This window comes from Nocardia sp. NBC_01388, from assembly GCF_045040085.1.
Taxonomy (GTDB): domain Bacteria; phylum Actinomycetota; class Actinomycetes; order Mycobacteriales; family Mycobacteriaceae; genus Nocardia.
Window position 1 is genome coordinate 98,116 of sequence record NZ_CP109553.1, and the last position, 15,942, is coordinate 114,057.

Annotated in this window: 14 protein-coding genes; 8 read left to right on the forward strand and 6 right to left on the reverse strand. The window is 66.3% G+C overall.

What is annotated here, in order from left to right; translation table 11 throughout:
- The first annotated feature begins 193 nt into the window (after positions 1–193).
- Positions 194–628 (forward strand): SRPBCC family protein, encoded by a 435-nt coding sequence (locus tag OG716_RS00385; protein WP_405135755.1) that lies wholly within the window; start codon positions 194–196, stop codon positions 626–628.
- A gap of 155 nt (positions 629–783) precedes the next feature.
- Here the strand turns inward: OG716_RS00385 and OG716_RS00390 are convergent, their stop codons facing one another.
- Complete coding sequence (locus OG716_RS00390) at positions 784–1,932, reverse strand: homoserine O-succinyltransferase (RefSeq protein ID WP_405135756.1); 1,149 nt, start codon at positions 1,930–1,932, stop codon at positions 784–786.
- Positions 1,933–2,186: 254 nt separating this feature from the next.
- Here OG716_RS00390 and OG716_RS00395 point away from each other — a divergent pair, with 254 nt between their 5' ends.
- On the forward strand, positions 2,187–3,317 hold the full coding sequence (locus tag OG716_RS00395; RefSeq protein ID WP_405135757.1) for an RNA-guided endonuclease InsQ/TnpB family protein: 1,131 nt from the start codon (positions 2,187–2,189) through the stop codon (positions 3,315–3,317).
- A gap of 81 nt (positions 3,318–3,398) precedes the next feature.
- Here the strand turns inward: OG716_RS00395 and OG716_RS00400 are convergent, their stop codons facing one another.
- Positions 3,399–4,373 carry a carbohydrate kinase family protein gene (locus OG716_RS00400; RefSeq protein ID WP_405135758.1) on the reverse strand — a complete coding sequence of 325 codons (975 nt, stop codon included), beginning with the start codon at positions 4,371–4,373 and terminating at the stop codon, positions 3,399–3,401.
- Between the two features lie 205 nt (positions 4,374–4,578).
- Positions 4,579–4,929, reverse strand: coding sequence for an iron-sulfur cluster assembly accessory protein (locus OG716_RS00405; RefSeq protein WP_327141129.1), 351 nt, complete (start codon positions 4,927–4,929; stop codon positions 4,579–4,581).
- Positions 4,930–5,135: 206 nt separating this feature from the next.
- On the opposite strand from OG716_RS00405, the gene OG716_RS00410 reads away from it, so the two are divergent.
- Positions 5,136–5,789 carry a DUF3043 domain-containing protein gene (locus tag OG716_RS00410; RefSeq protein ID WP_405135759.1) on the forward strand — a complete coding sequence of 218 codons (654 nt, stop codon included), beginning with the start codon at positions 5,136–5,138 and terminating at the stop codon, positions 5,787–5,789.
- A gap of 156 nt (positions 5,790–5,945) precedes the next feature.
- Here the strand turns inward: OG716_RS00410 and OG716_RS00415 are convergent, their stop codons facing one another.
- Positions 5,946–6,179, reverse strand: coding sequence for a hypothetical protein (locus OG716_RS00415; RefSeq protein ID WP_405135760.1), 234 nt, complete (start codon positions 6,177–6,179; stop codon positions 5,946–5,948).
- A 202-nt stretch (positions 6,180–6,381) separates the two neighbouring features.
- Here OG716_RS00415 and OG716_RS00420 point away from each other — a divergent pair, with 202 nt between their 5' ends.
- From OG716_RS00420 to OG716_RS00440, 5 genes are all read left to right on the forward strand, one after another.
- Positions 6,382–7,347, forward strand: a complete 966-nt coding sequence (locus OG716_RS00420; protein WP_405135761.1) for a helix-turn-helix domain-containing protein — start codon at positions 6,382–6,384, stop codon at positions 7,345–7,347.
- Positions 7,348–7,701: 354 nt separating this feature from the next.
- Positions 7,702–9,780 carry a nicotinate-nucleotide--dimethylbenzimidazole phosphoribosyltransferase gene (cobT, locus tag OG716_RS00425; RefSeq protein ID WP_405135762.1) on the forward strand — a complete coding sequence of 693 codons (2,079 nt, stop codon included), beginning with the start codon at positions 7,702–7,704 and terminating at the stop codon, positions 9,778–9,780.
- 441 nt (positions 9,781–10,221) lie between these two features.
- Positions 10,222–10,968, forward strand: coding sequence for an adenosylcobinamide-GDP ribazoletransferase (locus OG716_RS00430; protein ID WP_405135763.1), 747 nt, complete (start codon positions 10,222–10,224; stop codon positions 10,966–10,968).
- Positions 10,969–11,044: 76 nt separating this feature from the next.
- Positions 11,045–11,839, forward strand: a complete 795-nt coding sequence (locus OG716_RS00435; protein WP_405135764.1) for a DUF4239 domain-containing protein — start codon at positions 11,045–11,047, stop codon at positions 11,837–11,839.
- A gap of 16 nt (positions 11,840–11,855) precedes the next feature.
- A complete protein-coding gene (locus tag OG716_RS00440; protein WP_405135765.1) occupies positions 11,856–12,785 on the forward strand; it encodes a hypothetical protein in 930 nt (309 codons plus the stop codon).
- Positions 12,786–12,993: 208 nt separating this feature from the next.
- On the opposite strand, the gene OG716_RS00445 is transcribed toward OG716_RS00440, so the two are convergent.
- Together OG716_RS00445 and OG716_RS00450 are read right to left on the reverse strand one after the other, a co-directional pair.
- Positions 12,994–14,367 (reverse strand): FAD-dependent oxidoreductase, encoded by a 1,374-nt coding sequence (locus OG716_RS00445; protein ID WP_405135766.1) that lies wholly within the window; start codon positions 14,365–14,367, stop codon positions 12,994–12,996.
- 46 nt (positions 14,368–14,413) lie between these two features.
- Complete coding sequence (locus OG716_RS00450; RefSeq protein WP_327141121.1) at positions 14,414–15,934, reverse strand: APC family permease; 1,521 nt, start codon at positions 15,932–15,934, stop codon at positions 14,414–14,416.
- Positions 15,935–15,942 lie beyond the last annotated feature (8 nt).

The following is a 15,942-nucleotide window of genomic DNA, read 5'->3' on the forward strand; positions in this document are numbered from 1 at the left end:
ACCTGTCCCGGATCAGGGTGTGCCGTCAGCAGTCCCGCCGGAACGGTTCCTCCTCTCGTGCCCGAGTTGTTCCGCAATCGCGTACGCGCTCGGCCGGAGGTCATGGAATCCGCGTGTCCAGTGCAGGTTGAAGATTGCATGTTGTCGCAACAACAGTTAGTGTTGTCGCGACAACATGATAGGAGTTCTTGTGATGTACGAGATTTCGGCCGAGACGGTCATCCGCGGGGATCTGGCGGTCGTGTGGGCGACCGCCACGGACGTGGAAGGGCGTCCAGCGTGGGATCCGCACGAGCAGACGGCCCGGCTGGACGGCGCCTTCGCTCCGGGGACCACCGGATGGTCCAAGCCGCGCGGCGGACCCGGTGTCAACTGGATGATCACGACGGTCGAGCCGCGGTGCCGATGGGGGTCGCAGAGCCGGGTGCCGGGCGGAAAGCTGGTCGGCGAGAACCGATTCGAGGATCTCGGTGACGGGCGAATTCGTTGCCAGAAGACCGTGCGAGTCACAGGTCCGTTCGCCGTGCTGTTCAGGCTGTATTTCGGTAAGCGGGTCCGCCGTGACTTCTTCAAGACGTGGGCTGCGCTCGAACTGGAAGCGGCCCGCCGAGCCGACCTCGCCGCCTGAACACGCGCTGACGGCTGCAGAGTGCATGGTTCGAATCGGACACCGCCTGTGTCCAGCAAGATCGCGACGTTAGGTTCGTCGATCCCAGGGGCGCTCGTTACGAGGGGCGAAACGGCGTACCGGGGATGGGTGATGGCGTCATCGTGCGGGCGAGTTCAGTAAGTGGGCACCGGAGCGCCGGTCGTGCAGCGGACGTGTATGGCGTGAATCCAGTTGGCGAAGAACTGCTGGGCGTGGGGTGCCCAGCTGTGGGCGACGTCGTCGAAGGTTGCGGGGAGCGGTAATTCGTCGAGGAGGGCTGGGTCGCGGCGGGTGCGGACCTGGGTGGCGTGGTCGAGGAGTTGGCGGTGGGTGTCGGCGGGGAAGTAGTTCTGGGGGATGTCGGGGAAGGGGAGGGTCGGGTCGGCGATCCAGCGGCGGAGGTCGCGGCGGTATTCGCGGGCCATTGTGTCGCAGAGGTATTCGGGGTGGCCCTGGACGAAGACGTGGTGCAGGCCGTCGGGGGAGGTGGCCAGGTGCCATTCGGCTTCGGCGGAATCCAGGAGGAGGGGGACGCCTGCTGCGCGGAGGTCCGCGGAAGTCATTGCGTTCCAGCGGGAGTGGGGGAACGGCACCGCGCCTGCGAGACCGGCGGTCAGTGAGCGACCGGCATCACCCACAAGGCCTGAATCGCCAGAGGTGTCTGCATCACCCGCAAGACGTGGATGGTCGGAAGTGCCTGCGGCAGCCGCGAGACGTGGAGGGTCGGAGGGGCCTGCGGCAGCCGCGAGACCTGAGATGTCTCCATGTTCCGCGCTGCCGGGCAGGCCTGCGATGTGGACGAGGCCTGCGGCGATTGGACTGGCATCCACTGCCAGTCCAATCTGCCGGTGGATAGTGGCAGCAGCCTCGAGCGGAAGCGTGTGCGCGAAAACGCCGTGCTGACGCCGGGGTAGTCGGTGGCGGTCGATGTCGTGGAGCAAATGCAGTGCGGCGTGGGCTGATTGGCAGGAGAACAGTACCGAGGTCGCGGCTGCGCATTCGGTGAGGATGCGCGAGATGATCGTCAGGCAGGGTTCGGCGCCGATCGCGGTTCCGGTGGGTTCGCTGCCGCTGACGATCAGAGCGTCCATCGCGGTCAATGCGGGCCAATCGACGTCGTCGACGGATCCTCTAGGATCGATGCCGAAAACGATTGTCTCGACCCGATACTCGTCACCGATCAACTGACCGGCGCCCCCGTGCACCGCTTCCAGGAACACTCTTCGCGTCATGCTGTCCGGCCGGGTCGAAATGAGATCCACAATGCCGACCCGTACCACCATCATCAAGTCCTTCGAAACGAGCTGGAATACAAGCGTCGTCGGCAGCCTTGATGGTCTGGCTCGGTGGTCCGGACAGATGGGTTGAAAGCCGACTACGGAGTCAGTGTGTGGGACGAATGAGTCGGCCAGGTTGCAGAGTCGTGACGCTGAAACAGCCAGTATCCGGACGAATAGTACAGACTGGCAGTGGGTTTGGGAAAGTTACTTCACTTGATTCGGCTCGAAAAGTTGTTCGATTCGATAGTCTGGATTTCGTGAGGTTGGTTGTTCAATTGAGGCTGATGCCAGACAGTGCGACTGAGGCTGCGCTGTCTGAAACCCTGTCCGTGTGCAATCGGGCTGCAAATGTCGTTGCCGACGTGGCACATAGCCACAGGGGCGCCAAGGGTAAGGTGCCATCGAACTATGACCTGCGCCGGTTGTGCTACCGCCAAGTCAAACAATCGGTGGGCGGTTCGCAGGCGGCCCAGCACGTAATCAAGAAGGTGGCTGACGCCTACGCGAGCCTGTGGTCGAACCTTGCTGCGGGCAGTTACGGGAAGAAGGGATCTGCGCGCTATTTGCGCGCCGCAAATCGGAGGGTTGCTTTTCGTAATGATTCGGCCCAGCCGTTCGACTCCCGCAACTTCTCCCTGGTCGCAAATCTTCAGGTCGTGTCGTTGTGGACGGTACGCGGCCGGATCAAGGGCATCCCGTACGTCGGTGGGCAACAGCAGTTGAAGGCCGTCGCTGACCACCCGGTGGGGGAGTCGGATCTGGTGCACCGGCGCGGGAAGTGGTTTCTACTGGTGACGATCACGGTTCCGGATGTTGTTGCTGCTGAACCCACGGGGTTCCTCGGCGTTGACCTGGGGATCGAGAACATCGCCGTAACATCTGATGGGACCTTCTATCAAGGTCAGCCGATCACTCGAACGCGTAAGCGCTTCCTGCACAAAAGAACTGAACTCCAGAAGGTTGGAACCAGATCTGCCAAACGTCGATTGAAGCGACGGTCGCGCCGTGAAACGCGGTTCGTCTCCGACGTCAATCACTGCGTGTCCAAAGAGATAGTGGCTGAGGCGAAACGCACCGGTCGCGGGATTGCCGTTGAGAAATTGACGGGCATCCGTGAGCGGGTACGGCACCGCAAGCCCCAGCGAGCCATGTTTCATTCGTGGGCCTTCGCGCAGTTGGCGTCATTCATCAGCTATAAGGCAGCCCTAGCGGGCGTGCCGGTTACAGTCGTCGATCCGGCTTATACGAGTCAACGGTGCTCGGCCTGCGGTCACATCGATCGCAAGAATCGACGTGACCAGCAGACTTTTCGTTGTAGGTCCTGCAGCTTCGCTGAGCATGCGGACTACAACGCTGCGCTGAACATCGCGCAGCGCGCCACCGTTTAGGCTGGTGTCATGCAGCCTAATGCGGCGTGACCCACGGGTTGCAGCTGCAAGCCTCTTCCTGTGTGCAGCAAGGGAATTGGCTCATGACCGGAGAATCGACTCGATCTCGGAAGCGGCTTCGGGGCCGTACGCCTCGCGCAGGCGCTTCAGAGCGACATCGTGGTCGAGGGTCCACTCCTGGGTGCCGGTGGTCTCCAGGATGAGAACGGCGATGAGCGAACCGAGTTGGGCCGAACGCTCCAGCGACAGGCCCGCCGAATGCCCGGTGAGGAAGCCCGCGCGGAAGCCGTCGCCGACACCGGTCGGATCGACCTTGGCATTGTCCGGCACCACGTCGACATGCAGTTCGGTACCGTCGCGGTCGACGATCTTCGCGCCCTTGGAGCCGAGGGTGGTGACCCGAATGCCCACGCGCTCAGCGATTTCGGCCTCGGTGAGCCCGGTCTTCTGCAGCAGCAGGCTCCACTCGTACTCATTGGTGAACAGGTACGCGGCGCCGTCGATCAGCGACAGCGCCTGCTCGCCGTCCAGGCGGGCCAGCTGCTGTGAAGGGTCTGCGGCGAAAGGGATTCCGGCTTCGCGGCACTGCTCGGTGTGCAGCACCATGGCATCGGGATCGTTGGCGCCGACGAGCACCAGCGCCAGCTCACGATCGGAAGCCAGTGCGCCGATGGAGATTTCGCGGGCCTCGCTCATGGCGCCGGGGTAGAAGGACGCGATCTGCGCCATGGTCTCGTCGGTGGTGCAGACGAAACGCGCGGTATGCGCCTCGGTGGAGATGCGGACGGCGGAGCAGTCCACGCCATGGGATTCGAGCCACTGCCGGTATTCGGCGAAGTCGGGGCCGACCGCGCCGACGAGCAGCGGGGTCTGGCCGAGCAGGCCCATGGCGTAGGCGATATTGCCGGCCACCCCGCCACGGCGGATGACCAGGTCGTCGACGAGGAAGCTGAGGGAAACGTGCTCGAGCTTGTCCGCCAGCAGGACATCGGAGAATTTTCCCGGGAAGCGCATGAGGTGGTCGGTCGCGATGGAGGCGGACACGGCGATGGTCACGGGCGTCGATCCTTTGGTGACGTGCGCTGCGCACACCTGCATGCGGGACGGCAGTCGCGGGGCCGGTGGGAGGACGGACCGATAGGTCCGCACCTAGAAAATACACTGTCCGAGACGGGTTGCTCCAACTCTCGGAGCCACTACCCCGGACATAGTGCAGCGCGGAACTTCCCCGAGGGGACGTTCCGCGCTTGGTAGGGCTAGCTCAGTTGAAGCTGTCGCCGCAGGCGCAGGAGCCGGTGGCGTTCGGGTTGTCGATGGTGAAGCCCTGCTTCTCGATGGTGTCGACGAAATCGATCGAGGCGCCCTGGATGTAGGGGGCGCTCATGCGGTCGACCGCGAGCTTGACGCCGCCGAACTCGACAACCAGGTCACCGTCGAGCGAGCGGTCGTCGAAGAAGAGCTGGTAGCGCAGCCCGGCACAACCACCCGGCTGTACAGCGATCCGCAGCGCCAGGTCGTCGCGGCCCTCCTGATCCAGCAGCGCCTTCGCCTTGAGGGCGGCGGCGTCCGTCAGAGTCGCACCATGAGTGGTGGTCTCGTTCTGCACAGTCATGAACTCTCCTAATGGACCTGTTTTCACCCCGTGAGAGGCGCACGGCACGTGGCCTTCAACGCCACTTGGCTGGCGACTATTCCCAATCTTACGCGGCGGGCAATCCGGCGGCAGTGCAGGGATTGAGCGGCGCGGCTGCGACTCTGCCGGCAAAATGGACGGACCAGGTTCTTCCTGTGGACACGCTATCGAATAGCCTGGTCGGCGTGAAGTTCCTGCGCCGTGGCGATTCCAACCCCACCTCCGACACCTCTGCCGTCGATGCCGGTGCCGCGGCGACGGTCGCGGACCGGTCACCCACCGCCGCCAAAGGGCGGCCGACGCCCAAGCGGCGCGAGGCCCAGGCCCGCCGTCGTGGGCCGGTCGCACCGGCGCCCCTGACCTCGAAGGAGGCACGCGCCCGGCGTAAGTCGCTGCGCGGTACCCGGGCCGAGCGCAAGGTGGACTCGGCCGAGCGCAAGGCCACCGTGCAGGACCGGCGCGCCCGCATGCTCGCCGGCGAGGAGCAGTTCCTGCTGCCGCGCGACAAGGGGCCGGTGAAGGGGTACGTGCGCGATATCGTCGATGCGCGGCGCAATCTGCTGGGTTTGTTCATGCCCCTTGCGCTCGTGTTGATCCTGAGCATGATTCTGTCGCCCGCGCTGCAGGCGATCGTCACGCTCGCCATGCTGGTGATGATGCTGTTCATGATCATCGAAGGTGTGATTCTGGGGCGCATCGTGAACAAGCGGGTGCTGGAGCGGTTCCCGGATTCGACGGATTCGAAGTTCTCGCTCGGCTGGTACGCCTTCGTGCGCGCGTCGCAGATTCGGCGGATGCGTGCGCCGAAGCCGCGGGTCACCGCTGGCGACAGCATCTGAGATCGGTTCGAACGTAATGACTGAGGCCGCCCTTGATGGGCGGCCTCAGTCGTTGGAGGGGTCGGCCTGAGCGGTCACGAACCGCTGCTTCGCTGCGAATATTGCCGCTCAGTGGCGATGTCCGACCGCTGAGACCGGCGAGCATCGCCTGGCATCTCAGCCGTGCTCGCGGACACCGGCGATGGCGCGCAGTTCCAGCGCGGAACGGTCGTAGTCGCGATCGGTGATGCCGGTGGATCCGACCATCTCCCAATGGGATTCGCGATGGAACGGGACGGCTCGCCCGGCCGCGGCCAGGAGGGCGAAGAGGCGGGTGAACATGGCTGCTGCCTTGGGCTCGGTGGTCGCGCAGCGGGAGATGTGCCCGGTCGCGGAGGTGATGGTGGTCATTTGCATGCCTCGCTGTCGTCAGAATCGGTGGTGTCCCAGGCCATGGCGCCGTAGGTGAGATAGCCGAGGGCCGTCATTGCGGATCCGGCTGCGGCGATTGCGGTGAGGGCTTGCATGGCAGTAAGTTTTCTCTAGTGCAGTTACTGCCAACAGTGGCAGCTCTGACATTGTCCGAAAAGATCCAGCCAGGTAGGGTGAGGTCATGCTTTCGAAGGTCGCGGTCGTACTCAACGAGCGGCTCGCCATGTTCGAATTCGGCGTGGTCTGTGAGGTTTTCGGGCTGGATCGGACGGGCGATGGGCTGCCCGGATTCGACTTCAAGGTCTGCGGAGCCGAGCCGGGGAAGCCGCTCAATACCAGCTCACCGGGGATTCAGGTGACCCCGCAGTTCGCGCTGGACGAACTGCTGGACGCGGATCTGGTGGCGATTCCGGCCTTTCCGTTCCATGAGGAGCAGTTGCTCGATGCGCGTGTGGTGGAAGCCGTCCGGGACGCCTCGCAGCGCGGTGCGACCGTCTTGACTGTCTGCTCTGGGGCGTTCCTGGCAGGGGAGGCCGGACTGCTGGACGGGCGGCGCTGCACTACGCACTGGCGGCATGTCGGCCAACTGGCGCAACGATTTCCGCTGGCCACCGTCGATCCGGATGTGCTGTTCGTAGATGAGGGCAATCTGATCACCAGTGCCGGCACGGCCGCCGGGATCGACGCCTGCCTGCATCTGGTCCGCCGTGAGCTGGGCAGTTCGGTGGCCAATGCGATTGCGCGGCGCATGGTGGTGCCGCCGCAGCGGGACGGCGGGCAGCGGCAGTTCATCGAGCGCCCGGTCGTCGAGTGCAGCATCGACAGCCTCAGCGACACACTGCACTGGATGGATGAGCACCTCGACCTGCCGCACACCGTCGAATCCCTCTCGGCCCGCACCAATATGTCCACCCGCACCTTCGCCCGCCGCTTCGCCGACGAAACCGGCACCACCCCGGTGAAATGGTTGACCGGGCAGCGGATTCTGCTCGCCAAACAGCTCCTCGAAGACACGGACCTGGATCTGGAATCCCTCGCCAACCGCTGCGGATTCGGCTCCGGGGCCCTGCTGCGCCACCACTTCCAGCGGATGGTCGGCATCGCCCCCGTCGAATACCGTCGCAGATTCGGCGCCCGCGTCTCGTAACCGCCGCGGTCGCAGTGACTTGTCCAAGCCATCTGGTTTCGACGCCCGATCTGGCTGTTCGGCCCGGCCGAGCGCCTCGATCGCTGGTCTGACCGCCTGGTGGGCCAGCCCGGCTGAGCAGGCGGTGTGGTGGGCCGCGCAGTCGCTCGGAGTGTTGCCTGTGATGGAGAGACGACTTCGGCCCGGCGCGTGCGATTTCGGTGTTCTTCGCCGCCGTAGGTTCGGCTGAGGCGGGTGGTTCGAGCCTTATGCGGGTCGCGCTCGGGGAGGGGTGGCATCGGTTGTGGCGGCGAATCGGCGGGGACAGTCGTGCCTAGTCGGCCGGGGAGTGCGTGCTGTTGATACCGTGCTGACGTGTCGCACAGTGCTCAATCAACCGATCGACCGCTTCGGACGCTGGTGCTCGGTGGAGCCCGGTCCGGTAAGTCGGCCTTTGCTGAACAGTTGGTCGTATCGGAGGCGGTGCGCTATATCGCTACCGCGGTGCCGGATCCCGGTGATGCGGATTTCGCGGAACGGATTGCGGCGCATCGGGTTCGGCGGCCGGGTAACTGGACCATCGTGGAGCACGATCTGCTCGAGGCGCTGGCCGAGCTGGCCTCGGTCACCCTGGTGGACGACCTCGGTACCTGGCTGACGGCGCGCATCGATGCCCATGACGCGTGGGAGTCCCCGCGTGGCACCGTCGCATCCGAAATGGACGCGCTTGTCGATATCGTCGCGACCTACCCGGAGCGGTTGATCATTGTCAGCCCGGAGGTGGGGTTCGGTGTCGTTCCCGCCACGCGCTCCGGACGGCTCTTCCGTGACGAGCTCGGCACGCTCAACCAGCGGCTGGCTCAGCTCTGCGATGAGGTGTACCTCGTGGTCGCGGGTCAGGCCATCCAGGTCAAGCCCGACCGTGCGATCGCGTCGGCCGCCGCCCTCGCGACCTCGGGTCTCGGTGGCGGCGCGGTTGTCGACTCGCAGGTAGCGGGTGGCGCTGCTGTCGGCACCGCGGCGGAATCGTCTGCCACACAGCCGGTCTCGAACCAGGTACCTACCGACATCGCGGCGACGGCTGATCCCTCTGTCGCGCAGGCCGCTTCGACTTCGGTCGCTTCGGCTGCCGCCGGCGTCGCGGTAGGCGGAGTGGCTGAGGCCACCGCAGCCGGGACGGCGGCTCCGGCCACCGCGCCGGACACAGTTACGGAGGGTGCCGCCACCATGGGTGGCGCCGCAGCTGATTCGGCGGATGGCGGCGTTGCCGACTCGACCGCTGCGGCCGCAACGGCTGTCGGCTCGACCGGTGCACCCGTGGCCCCCGCTGCGGGCAGTACCGCGGCGCGCGCGGCCGGGCAGCCGGGCGCTGCGAATCTTTCCAAGCCTGCGCGGATTGCGTTCGGCCCGGTTAACGGTCCCGATCCGGTGGTGCGGGCCGCCGCTGAGGCGCGACAGTTGCAGTTGACCAAGCCTGCCGGCGCGCTGGGGCGGTTGGAGCAGTTGGCCAACTGGGTTGCGGCGTGCCAGGGCGTGTGTCCGCCGAGGCAGTTCGAGCGGGCTCGCATTGTGGTGTTCGCGGGCGATCACGGGGTAGCGCGGCACGGGGTGTCGGCGTATCCCAGTGAGGTGACCGCGCAGATGGTCGGGAATTTCCTCAATGGCGGCGCCGCGGTGAATGTGCTGGCGCGCTTGGCCGATGCCACCGTGCGTGTGGAAGACATTGCGGTGGACGGGGATACGGCTCCGGAGATTTCGCGGCACAAGGTGCGGCGCTCCAGCGGATCCATCGACCGCGAGGATGCGCTGACCGAGGCCGAGGTGCAGACCGCGCTCGCCGCCGGCGCGGCCATCGCCGACGAGGAAATCGATTCCGGCGCAGACCTTCTCATTGCCGGAGATATGGGAATCGGCAATACCACCCCGGCGACGGTGCTGATCGCCGCTCTCACCGACACGGAGCCTGTGGTCGCCGTCGGCCGCGGCACCGGTGTCGACGATGCCGGCTGGATTCGCAAAACCGCCGCGATCCGCGATGCCATGTGGCGTGCGCGCCCGGTGATCAAGGACCCGGTTGCCCTGCTGCGCACCGCTTCCGGAGCCGACCTGGCCGCCATGGCGGGCTTCCTCGCCCGCGCGGCGGCCCGCCGCACCCCGGTGATTCTCGACGGCGTGGTGGTCACCGCAGCCGCCCTGGTCGCCGATCAGCTGGCCGTCGGCGCACGCGAATGGTGGATCGCCGGGCACCGCTCCAGCGAACCGTCCCACACCATCGCCCTCGAGCGCCTCGAACTCGAACCGCTCGTCGAAATGAATATGCGCCTCGGCGAAGGCTCCGGCGCGGTCACGGCCCTCCCCATCCTCCGCGCCGCCATCGCCACCCTCTCCGAAATGGCGACCTTCGCCGACGCCGGCGTCAGCACCGCCGACGCGGCAGAACCCGCCGGTGCCTGACGACGCAGCCATGACGGCCGGGCGACATCGCCCGGCCGGACAGCCTGTGTCGTGCGCACATTCGGCCTTGCCGCCTCGGCTTCCGAAGTCGGCGATGTGTGATGGTGCAGCTTTATCGGCGGGGCGGCACTTTCCGCTCGGACATGCTGTGTCGTGGGTGGATTCGGCCTTGTTGGCGCGGACACCGCCGTCCCCCCGCCTTTTGGCCGGAATTGATCCAAACCCGTTGGGGTGTGGCCTGTGTGGATCCCGGCCAAAAGCCTGCCGGGTTGACGAGGGGCGGCCTGCCGCGAATTTCAGCATTCCTGGTCTTGCTCACCGGCGAGTCCGGCGCGACACCGTGCAGCACCACCAGGACCCCCGTACGACCTTCGGCGCTGACGTGGTCCTTCATCGTGAGTTCGCGGCGTCGCGGGCAGCGGCTGTGGTTGAGGTGACCGCGTGAACGGGTTGCGGTTGGCGATTTCCTGGTTGACGGTGTTGCCGGTGCGGGGGCCGGATGAGGTGGATCGGAAGGCTGCGGGTCGGGCTATCGGGTGGGCTCCGGTGGTGGGGTTGCTGCTTGGAGTGGCTGCGGCGGGAGTTGTTTGGGGAATTGGCGCGGCGGGGGGTTCGTGGTTGCTGGGTGGGTTTGTGGCGGTGGCGGGGTTGGGGTTGGGGACGCGGGGGATGCATATTGATGGGCTTGCCGACACCATGGATGGGTTGGGGAGTTATGGGGCGCCGGAGCGGGCTCGGGAGGTTATGAAGAGTGGTGGGGCGGGGCCGTTCGGGGTGGCGGCGCTGATTTTTGTGATCGGGATTCAGGCGGTTTCGTTTGCGGCGCTGGCCGAGTCGGGGCGGTGGGCGGCGCTGGTGCTGGCGGTGGTCGCGGGGCGGGTTGCGGTGGTGCTGGCTTGCCGGCGGGGGATCGAGGCGGCACCGGGGGCGGGGTTCGGGGCGCTGGTGGCGGGGACGCAGTCGGTGGTCACCGGCGCGCTGTGGGCCGGAATTGCCGTAGTGGCAGCGATATTCAGCACCGGGAATTGGTGGGACGGACCGGTCGGTGTTATTGCCGCGCTCGGTATATCGGTGCTGCTGGTGCGGCATTGTGTGCGGCGATTCGGCGGGCTCAATGGTGATGTGCTCGGGGCCGCACTGGAATTCACCGTCGCTATAACGGCCGCAATCCTCACTTGTGGCGGCTGATTCACAAATCCGACCGGCCTGTGGCCCCGAATACCAGATGAATCGGAGTTGCCCGGGTCTGGAGACGGAGTCACGTATGGCGTTGCAACTGGGTATGCTCGTCCTTTTCGCTGTCGTGGCGGTGGTCGTTTTTGTGGTCGGCGATCGCATACGCCCGAAATCCTGGCGGCACGGTGATGACAAGGCCGCCGGCAATATGGTGCTGGATCTGGTCAATATGTTCTTCGCGGCCATCGTGGCCTTCATCGTGGTGATCCTGTGGCAGCAGTACGACGATACGCATGCGCACACCATCGCCGAGGGTAAGGCGCTCACCACCGTCTACGAGGCCGCCAATACTCTGCCCGAGCCCAGCCGCTCGCAGATCCAGTCCCTCACACGCGCCTACACCGAAGAGGTCGTGGGCCAGGAGTGGAAGGTCATGGCCAATGACTCGAAGCTCAGCCAGCCCACCCAGGACACGTTCGACAATATTCGTGCGGCGGTATCGGGCGTGCAGTCGACCGATCCGGATGTGAAGGACCTGCAGAGCAAGGCCGATGCGGCGCTCGATGCGGCTGCCGAAGCGCGGTACGACCGCGGCATCGACGCCGAATACCATTTGCCCACTTTCCTTTACGTGGCGCTCTGGTTCGGCACTGTCATGCTGCTGATCGGCACCGTGCTCTCCGGTGTGGTGGTCACCAGGCGCAGCGTGATCATGACCGGACTGTTCGGAATGGTGATCGGTGCGGTGATCGTGGCCGTCTACCAGCTCGATCGGCCGTTCGCGGGCGGGAACACGGTGTCCAAGGACGCCTTCGAGCTGGCCCTGTCCCGCTTCCAGCACATCACTGCCTCCGGCGCGCCGTCCAGCGGGCTTCCGCGCTGAGAGAAGGTAGTCGCACATGGTTGACATGAACCGAACACGAAGAGCCCCCAGGGGATTCGCCGCTTTGACGGTGGTGGAGATCGCCGTGGGGATGCTGGCGTTGCGGCCCGGTGTGGCGGGCGCCGATCCGAGCCTGCCGGATGTCATCGGCGAGATCGCCAGTGGCAGTGCGTCTTCGCAGCCGCAGGCGGTCGACGGGCCCACCGGCAGTTCGCTCGGACTCGGCACCGGGAGTGGTTACTCCGGTAGTGGCGGCGGTGGCGGCGCGTCCTCGGGCAGCTCGCTGGGCATGAACCCGGCGCACGGGTCGCACCCCGGTCGTGCCGTGACCGCCAAACCGGAGAGCATCGATAGCGCACCCCCGGCTCCGGCCCCAGCCCCGGTCGCGGCGGCCCCGGCAGCGGGCACGCTGGGGGAGACGCTGGGATTGCAACCCGGCAGTGTGCTGCCCGCCTGCGCGGGCAGCGCCGTAGTCGGCAGTGCCGCAATCGGTTTGGGCCTGTTGACGGGCAGCGGTCTCGGCTCCGGCCTGATCGGCCCGGGATTCATCCTCGGCTCCAGCGGCCTGGTCGGCCCGGGATCCTCGGGCGCGGGCAGTGTCATGTTCGGCAGCGCCGTCACCGGCAGCGCACTGCTGACCTGCATGCTGCTCCTGCCCGTCCCCAAGCTGGCCCCCGGCACCCCGCTGGGGTTCCCGTCCCCGCCGCCCGTCGTGGTTCCGGCGGCCGCACCCGTCATTCCCCCCGAGCCCGTGCCCCCGGCGCCGGTCCCGGTGGTGCCGCCCGCCCCGGTGGTGATCAAACCGCCACTGCCGCATCAGGTCCCGGTGGCCGCCGCCCCGACACCCCTATCCGCCAACTTCAACACCATGGAGATCATGACCGTCATGATCCTCACCATCCTCGGCGCCGCCCGCGCCAAGACCAGCAAGAGCCGCCGCGTCTGAGTCGGCTCAGTCCGCGCGGGCGCGCGACAGCGGCTCGGTCGAGGCTGTATTCGCGGCGCCACCCGGTTGCTGACCGCCGCAGCGGTCGGCTCGAGCCCAGCGTGTGGTGTACAGCTCCGCGGTCGTGCTCGACTCGAGTGCCGCGTGGCGTGGCCGCCAGCTCAGCGGTCGCGCTCGATTCGCGTGCGACCGGTGCGTCGCCGGCGGCTCAGCGCCCCCGCTCGACGGCGAGGGCGGCCTTCCTGGCGGCGACCAGGATGGGATCCCAGACAGGGGAGAACGGCGGGGCGTAGCCGAGGTCGAGGGCGATCATCTGCTCGACTGTCATGCGGGCGGTGAGGGCTACGGCCGCGATGTCGATGCGTTTGGCGGCGCCTTCGCGGCCGACGAGCTGGACGCCCAGCAGGCGGCCGGTGCGCCGTTCGGCGAGCATTTTCACGGTCATGGCGGCGGTGCCGGGGAAATAGCCGGAGCGGCTGGTGGATTCGATGGTGACAGTCACGAATTGCAGGCCGGCGGCGCGGGCGTCCTTCTCGCGCAATCCGGTTCGGGCCACCTCGAGATCACAGACCTTGCTGACCGCGGTGCCGACGACGCCGGGGAAGGTGCCGTAGCCGCCGCCGATATTCGCGCCGATGATCTGCCCGTGCTTATTGGCGTGCGTGCCCAGGGCGATATGCCGCTCGGTGCCGGAGACCAGATCGAGCACCTCCACGCAATCGCCGCCCGCCCAGATGTTCTCGTAGCCGCGCACCCGCATGGCGAGATCGGTGAGCAGCCCGTCGTGCTGGCCCAGCGGCAGTCCGGCGGCGCGGGCCAATTCGGTGGCGGGCCGCACGCCGATGCCGAGCACCACCACATCGGCCGGGAATTCGGCATCGGCGGTGGTGACGGCGCGGACGCGTCCGTCGTCGTCCGTGAGCACGGCGGTGAGTGCGGCATCGCACAGGACGCGAATTCCCATGCCGTCCATGGCCTTACGGATCAGCGCACCCATATCGGGATCGAGTGTGGCCATGGGCTGGGTACCGCGATTGATCATGGTGACGTCGTAGCCGCGATTGATCAGCGCCTCGGCCATTTCGACCCCGATATAGCCCGCGCCGACCACCACCGCGCGCCGACCCACGGTGGATTCGAGCGTTTCGATGAGGGCTTGCCCGTCATCGAGGGTTTGGACGCCGTGCACACCCTGCGCGTCGATCCCCGGAATGGGCGGGCGAATCGGCGTGGCACCGGTGGCAATGACGAGTTTGTCGTATTCCGTCCAGCTTTCGGTGCCCGCCTCCAGATCCCGGGCCCGCACCCGGCGGCCCGGTACATCGATCTCCAGCACCTCGGTCCGCATGCGCAGATCGATATCGCGGGCCCGATGCTCCTCTGGCGTGCGCGCGATCAGCTCATCGCGTGCCTGTACATCCCCGCCCACCCAGTACGGGATGCCGCAGGCCGAGAACGAGGTGAAATGCCCGCGCTCGAAGACGATGATCTCGAGCTCCTGCGCAGTCTTCATCCTGCGTGCCTGCGAAGCCGCCGACATTCCCGTCGCATCCCCACCGATGATCACCAGGCGCTCACTCATAGACACGACGGTACGGCGCATCCCGATCGATGCGCCGTACCGGGCACTACCTTTCGTGTGTCTCCTCGAGCACGGTGCGGCCCAGCAGCGTGTAGCGATCGGGATGGCGCTGCTTGAGGTACTGCGCGTATGCGAAGCCGCCGATGGCGATCACCCCGACCAGCCACGGTGTCGCGTGCAGCACCAGCGATCCGGATTCGGAGCCGGCGGCCGCGCCCATATTGACGACCAGCAGGCCCACCACGGCGAGCATGGCGATGCCACCGGTGAGCGGGGCGACCAGGGTGCGGAACCAGTGCCGGGTCTCGGGATGGTTGTTGCGGAAGTAGATCAGCACCGCGAACGAACAGGTCGCCTGCACCACCAGAATCGCCATGGTGCCGAGGATCGCGAGCAGCGTGTAGGTGCCGGAGTAGGGATCCTTGCCCGCAATGCCGAAGGCCAGCACCAGCAGCGCCGCGAAGACGGTCTGCACCAGACCCGCGATATGCGGGGAGCCGTGCCGGGGATGGGTGCGCCCGATGGTGCGCTGCAGTCCGGGAATCGCGCCTTCACGGCCGAGGGCGTACAGGTAGCGGGCCGCGCAATTGTGGAAGGCCATACCGCAGGCCAGCGAGCCGGTCATCATCAGCCACTGCATGGCGATCACGGCCCAGTGGCCGACATAGGTTTCGGTGGGGTGGAAGAACACATCCATCGGATTGTCCGAGCCCGCCAGCGTCGCCGATTCGCCGATACCGTTGCCGGACATGGCCATCCAGGAGACCAAAACGTAGAAGACGCCCACGCCGAGCACGGCGATCATGGTGGCCTTGGGGATGATCTTCTTCGGATTCTTGGATTCCTCGCCGTACATGGCGGTCGATTCGAAGCCGACCCAGGACCAGAAGGCGAAGAACAGTCCAAGTCCAGCGGAGGGTCCGGCGAAGGCATTGACCGGGTTGAGCGGCGCGAAGGAGAACCCGTGCGGCCCGCCGCCGTGCACGGCCACGGCCACCGCCATGACGGCGAGCACGGTCAGCTCGGTGGCGAGCAGTACCACCAGCAGCTTCTCGGCCACCGCGACACCGAACCAGGTGCCGATGGAATTGATGCCCAGCATGATGATCGCGAACACCCACCACGGCACGTGCACGCCGAATTGCGCTGTCACGGTATTGGTTCCGAAGCTGGCGAAGATGCCGACCAGCGACGGTTCGAACACCATGTACGCGAAGGCCGCCAGCGCTCCGGCGGCCAGTCCGGCGCGCCGGCCCAGACCGTAGGAGATGAAGCCGTAGAACGCGCCGGTGGCGGTGATGTGCTTGGACATGGTGGTGAAGCCGACCGAGAAGACGGCCAGCACCACCATGGCAATGAGAAATGCCGCGGGAGTGCCGGTTCCGGTTCCCGAGGAGATCATGAACGGGACATTGCCCGTCATGGCGGTGATCGGCGCGGCCGTCGCGATGGCCATGAAGACCACGCCCAGCAGGCCGATGGCATTGGCCTTGAGGCGATGGACAGGCGGTGTGCCTGATTCGGGTGCGACCGCCGCTACGGAGGCGGCCTCTATCTGCTGTGTCATGAACTCAT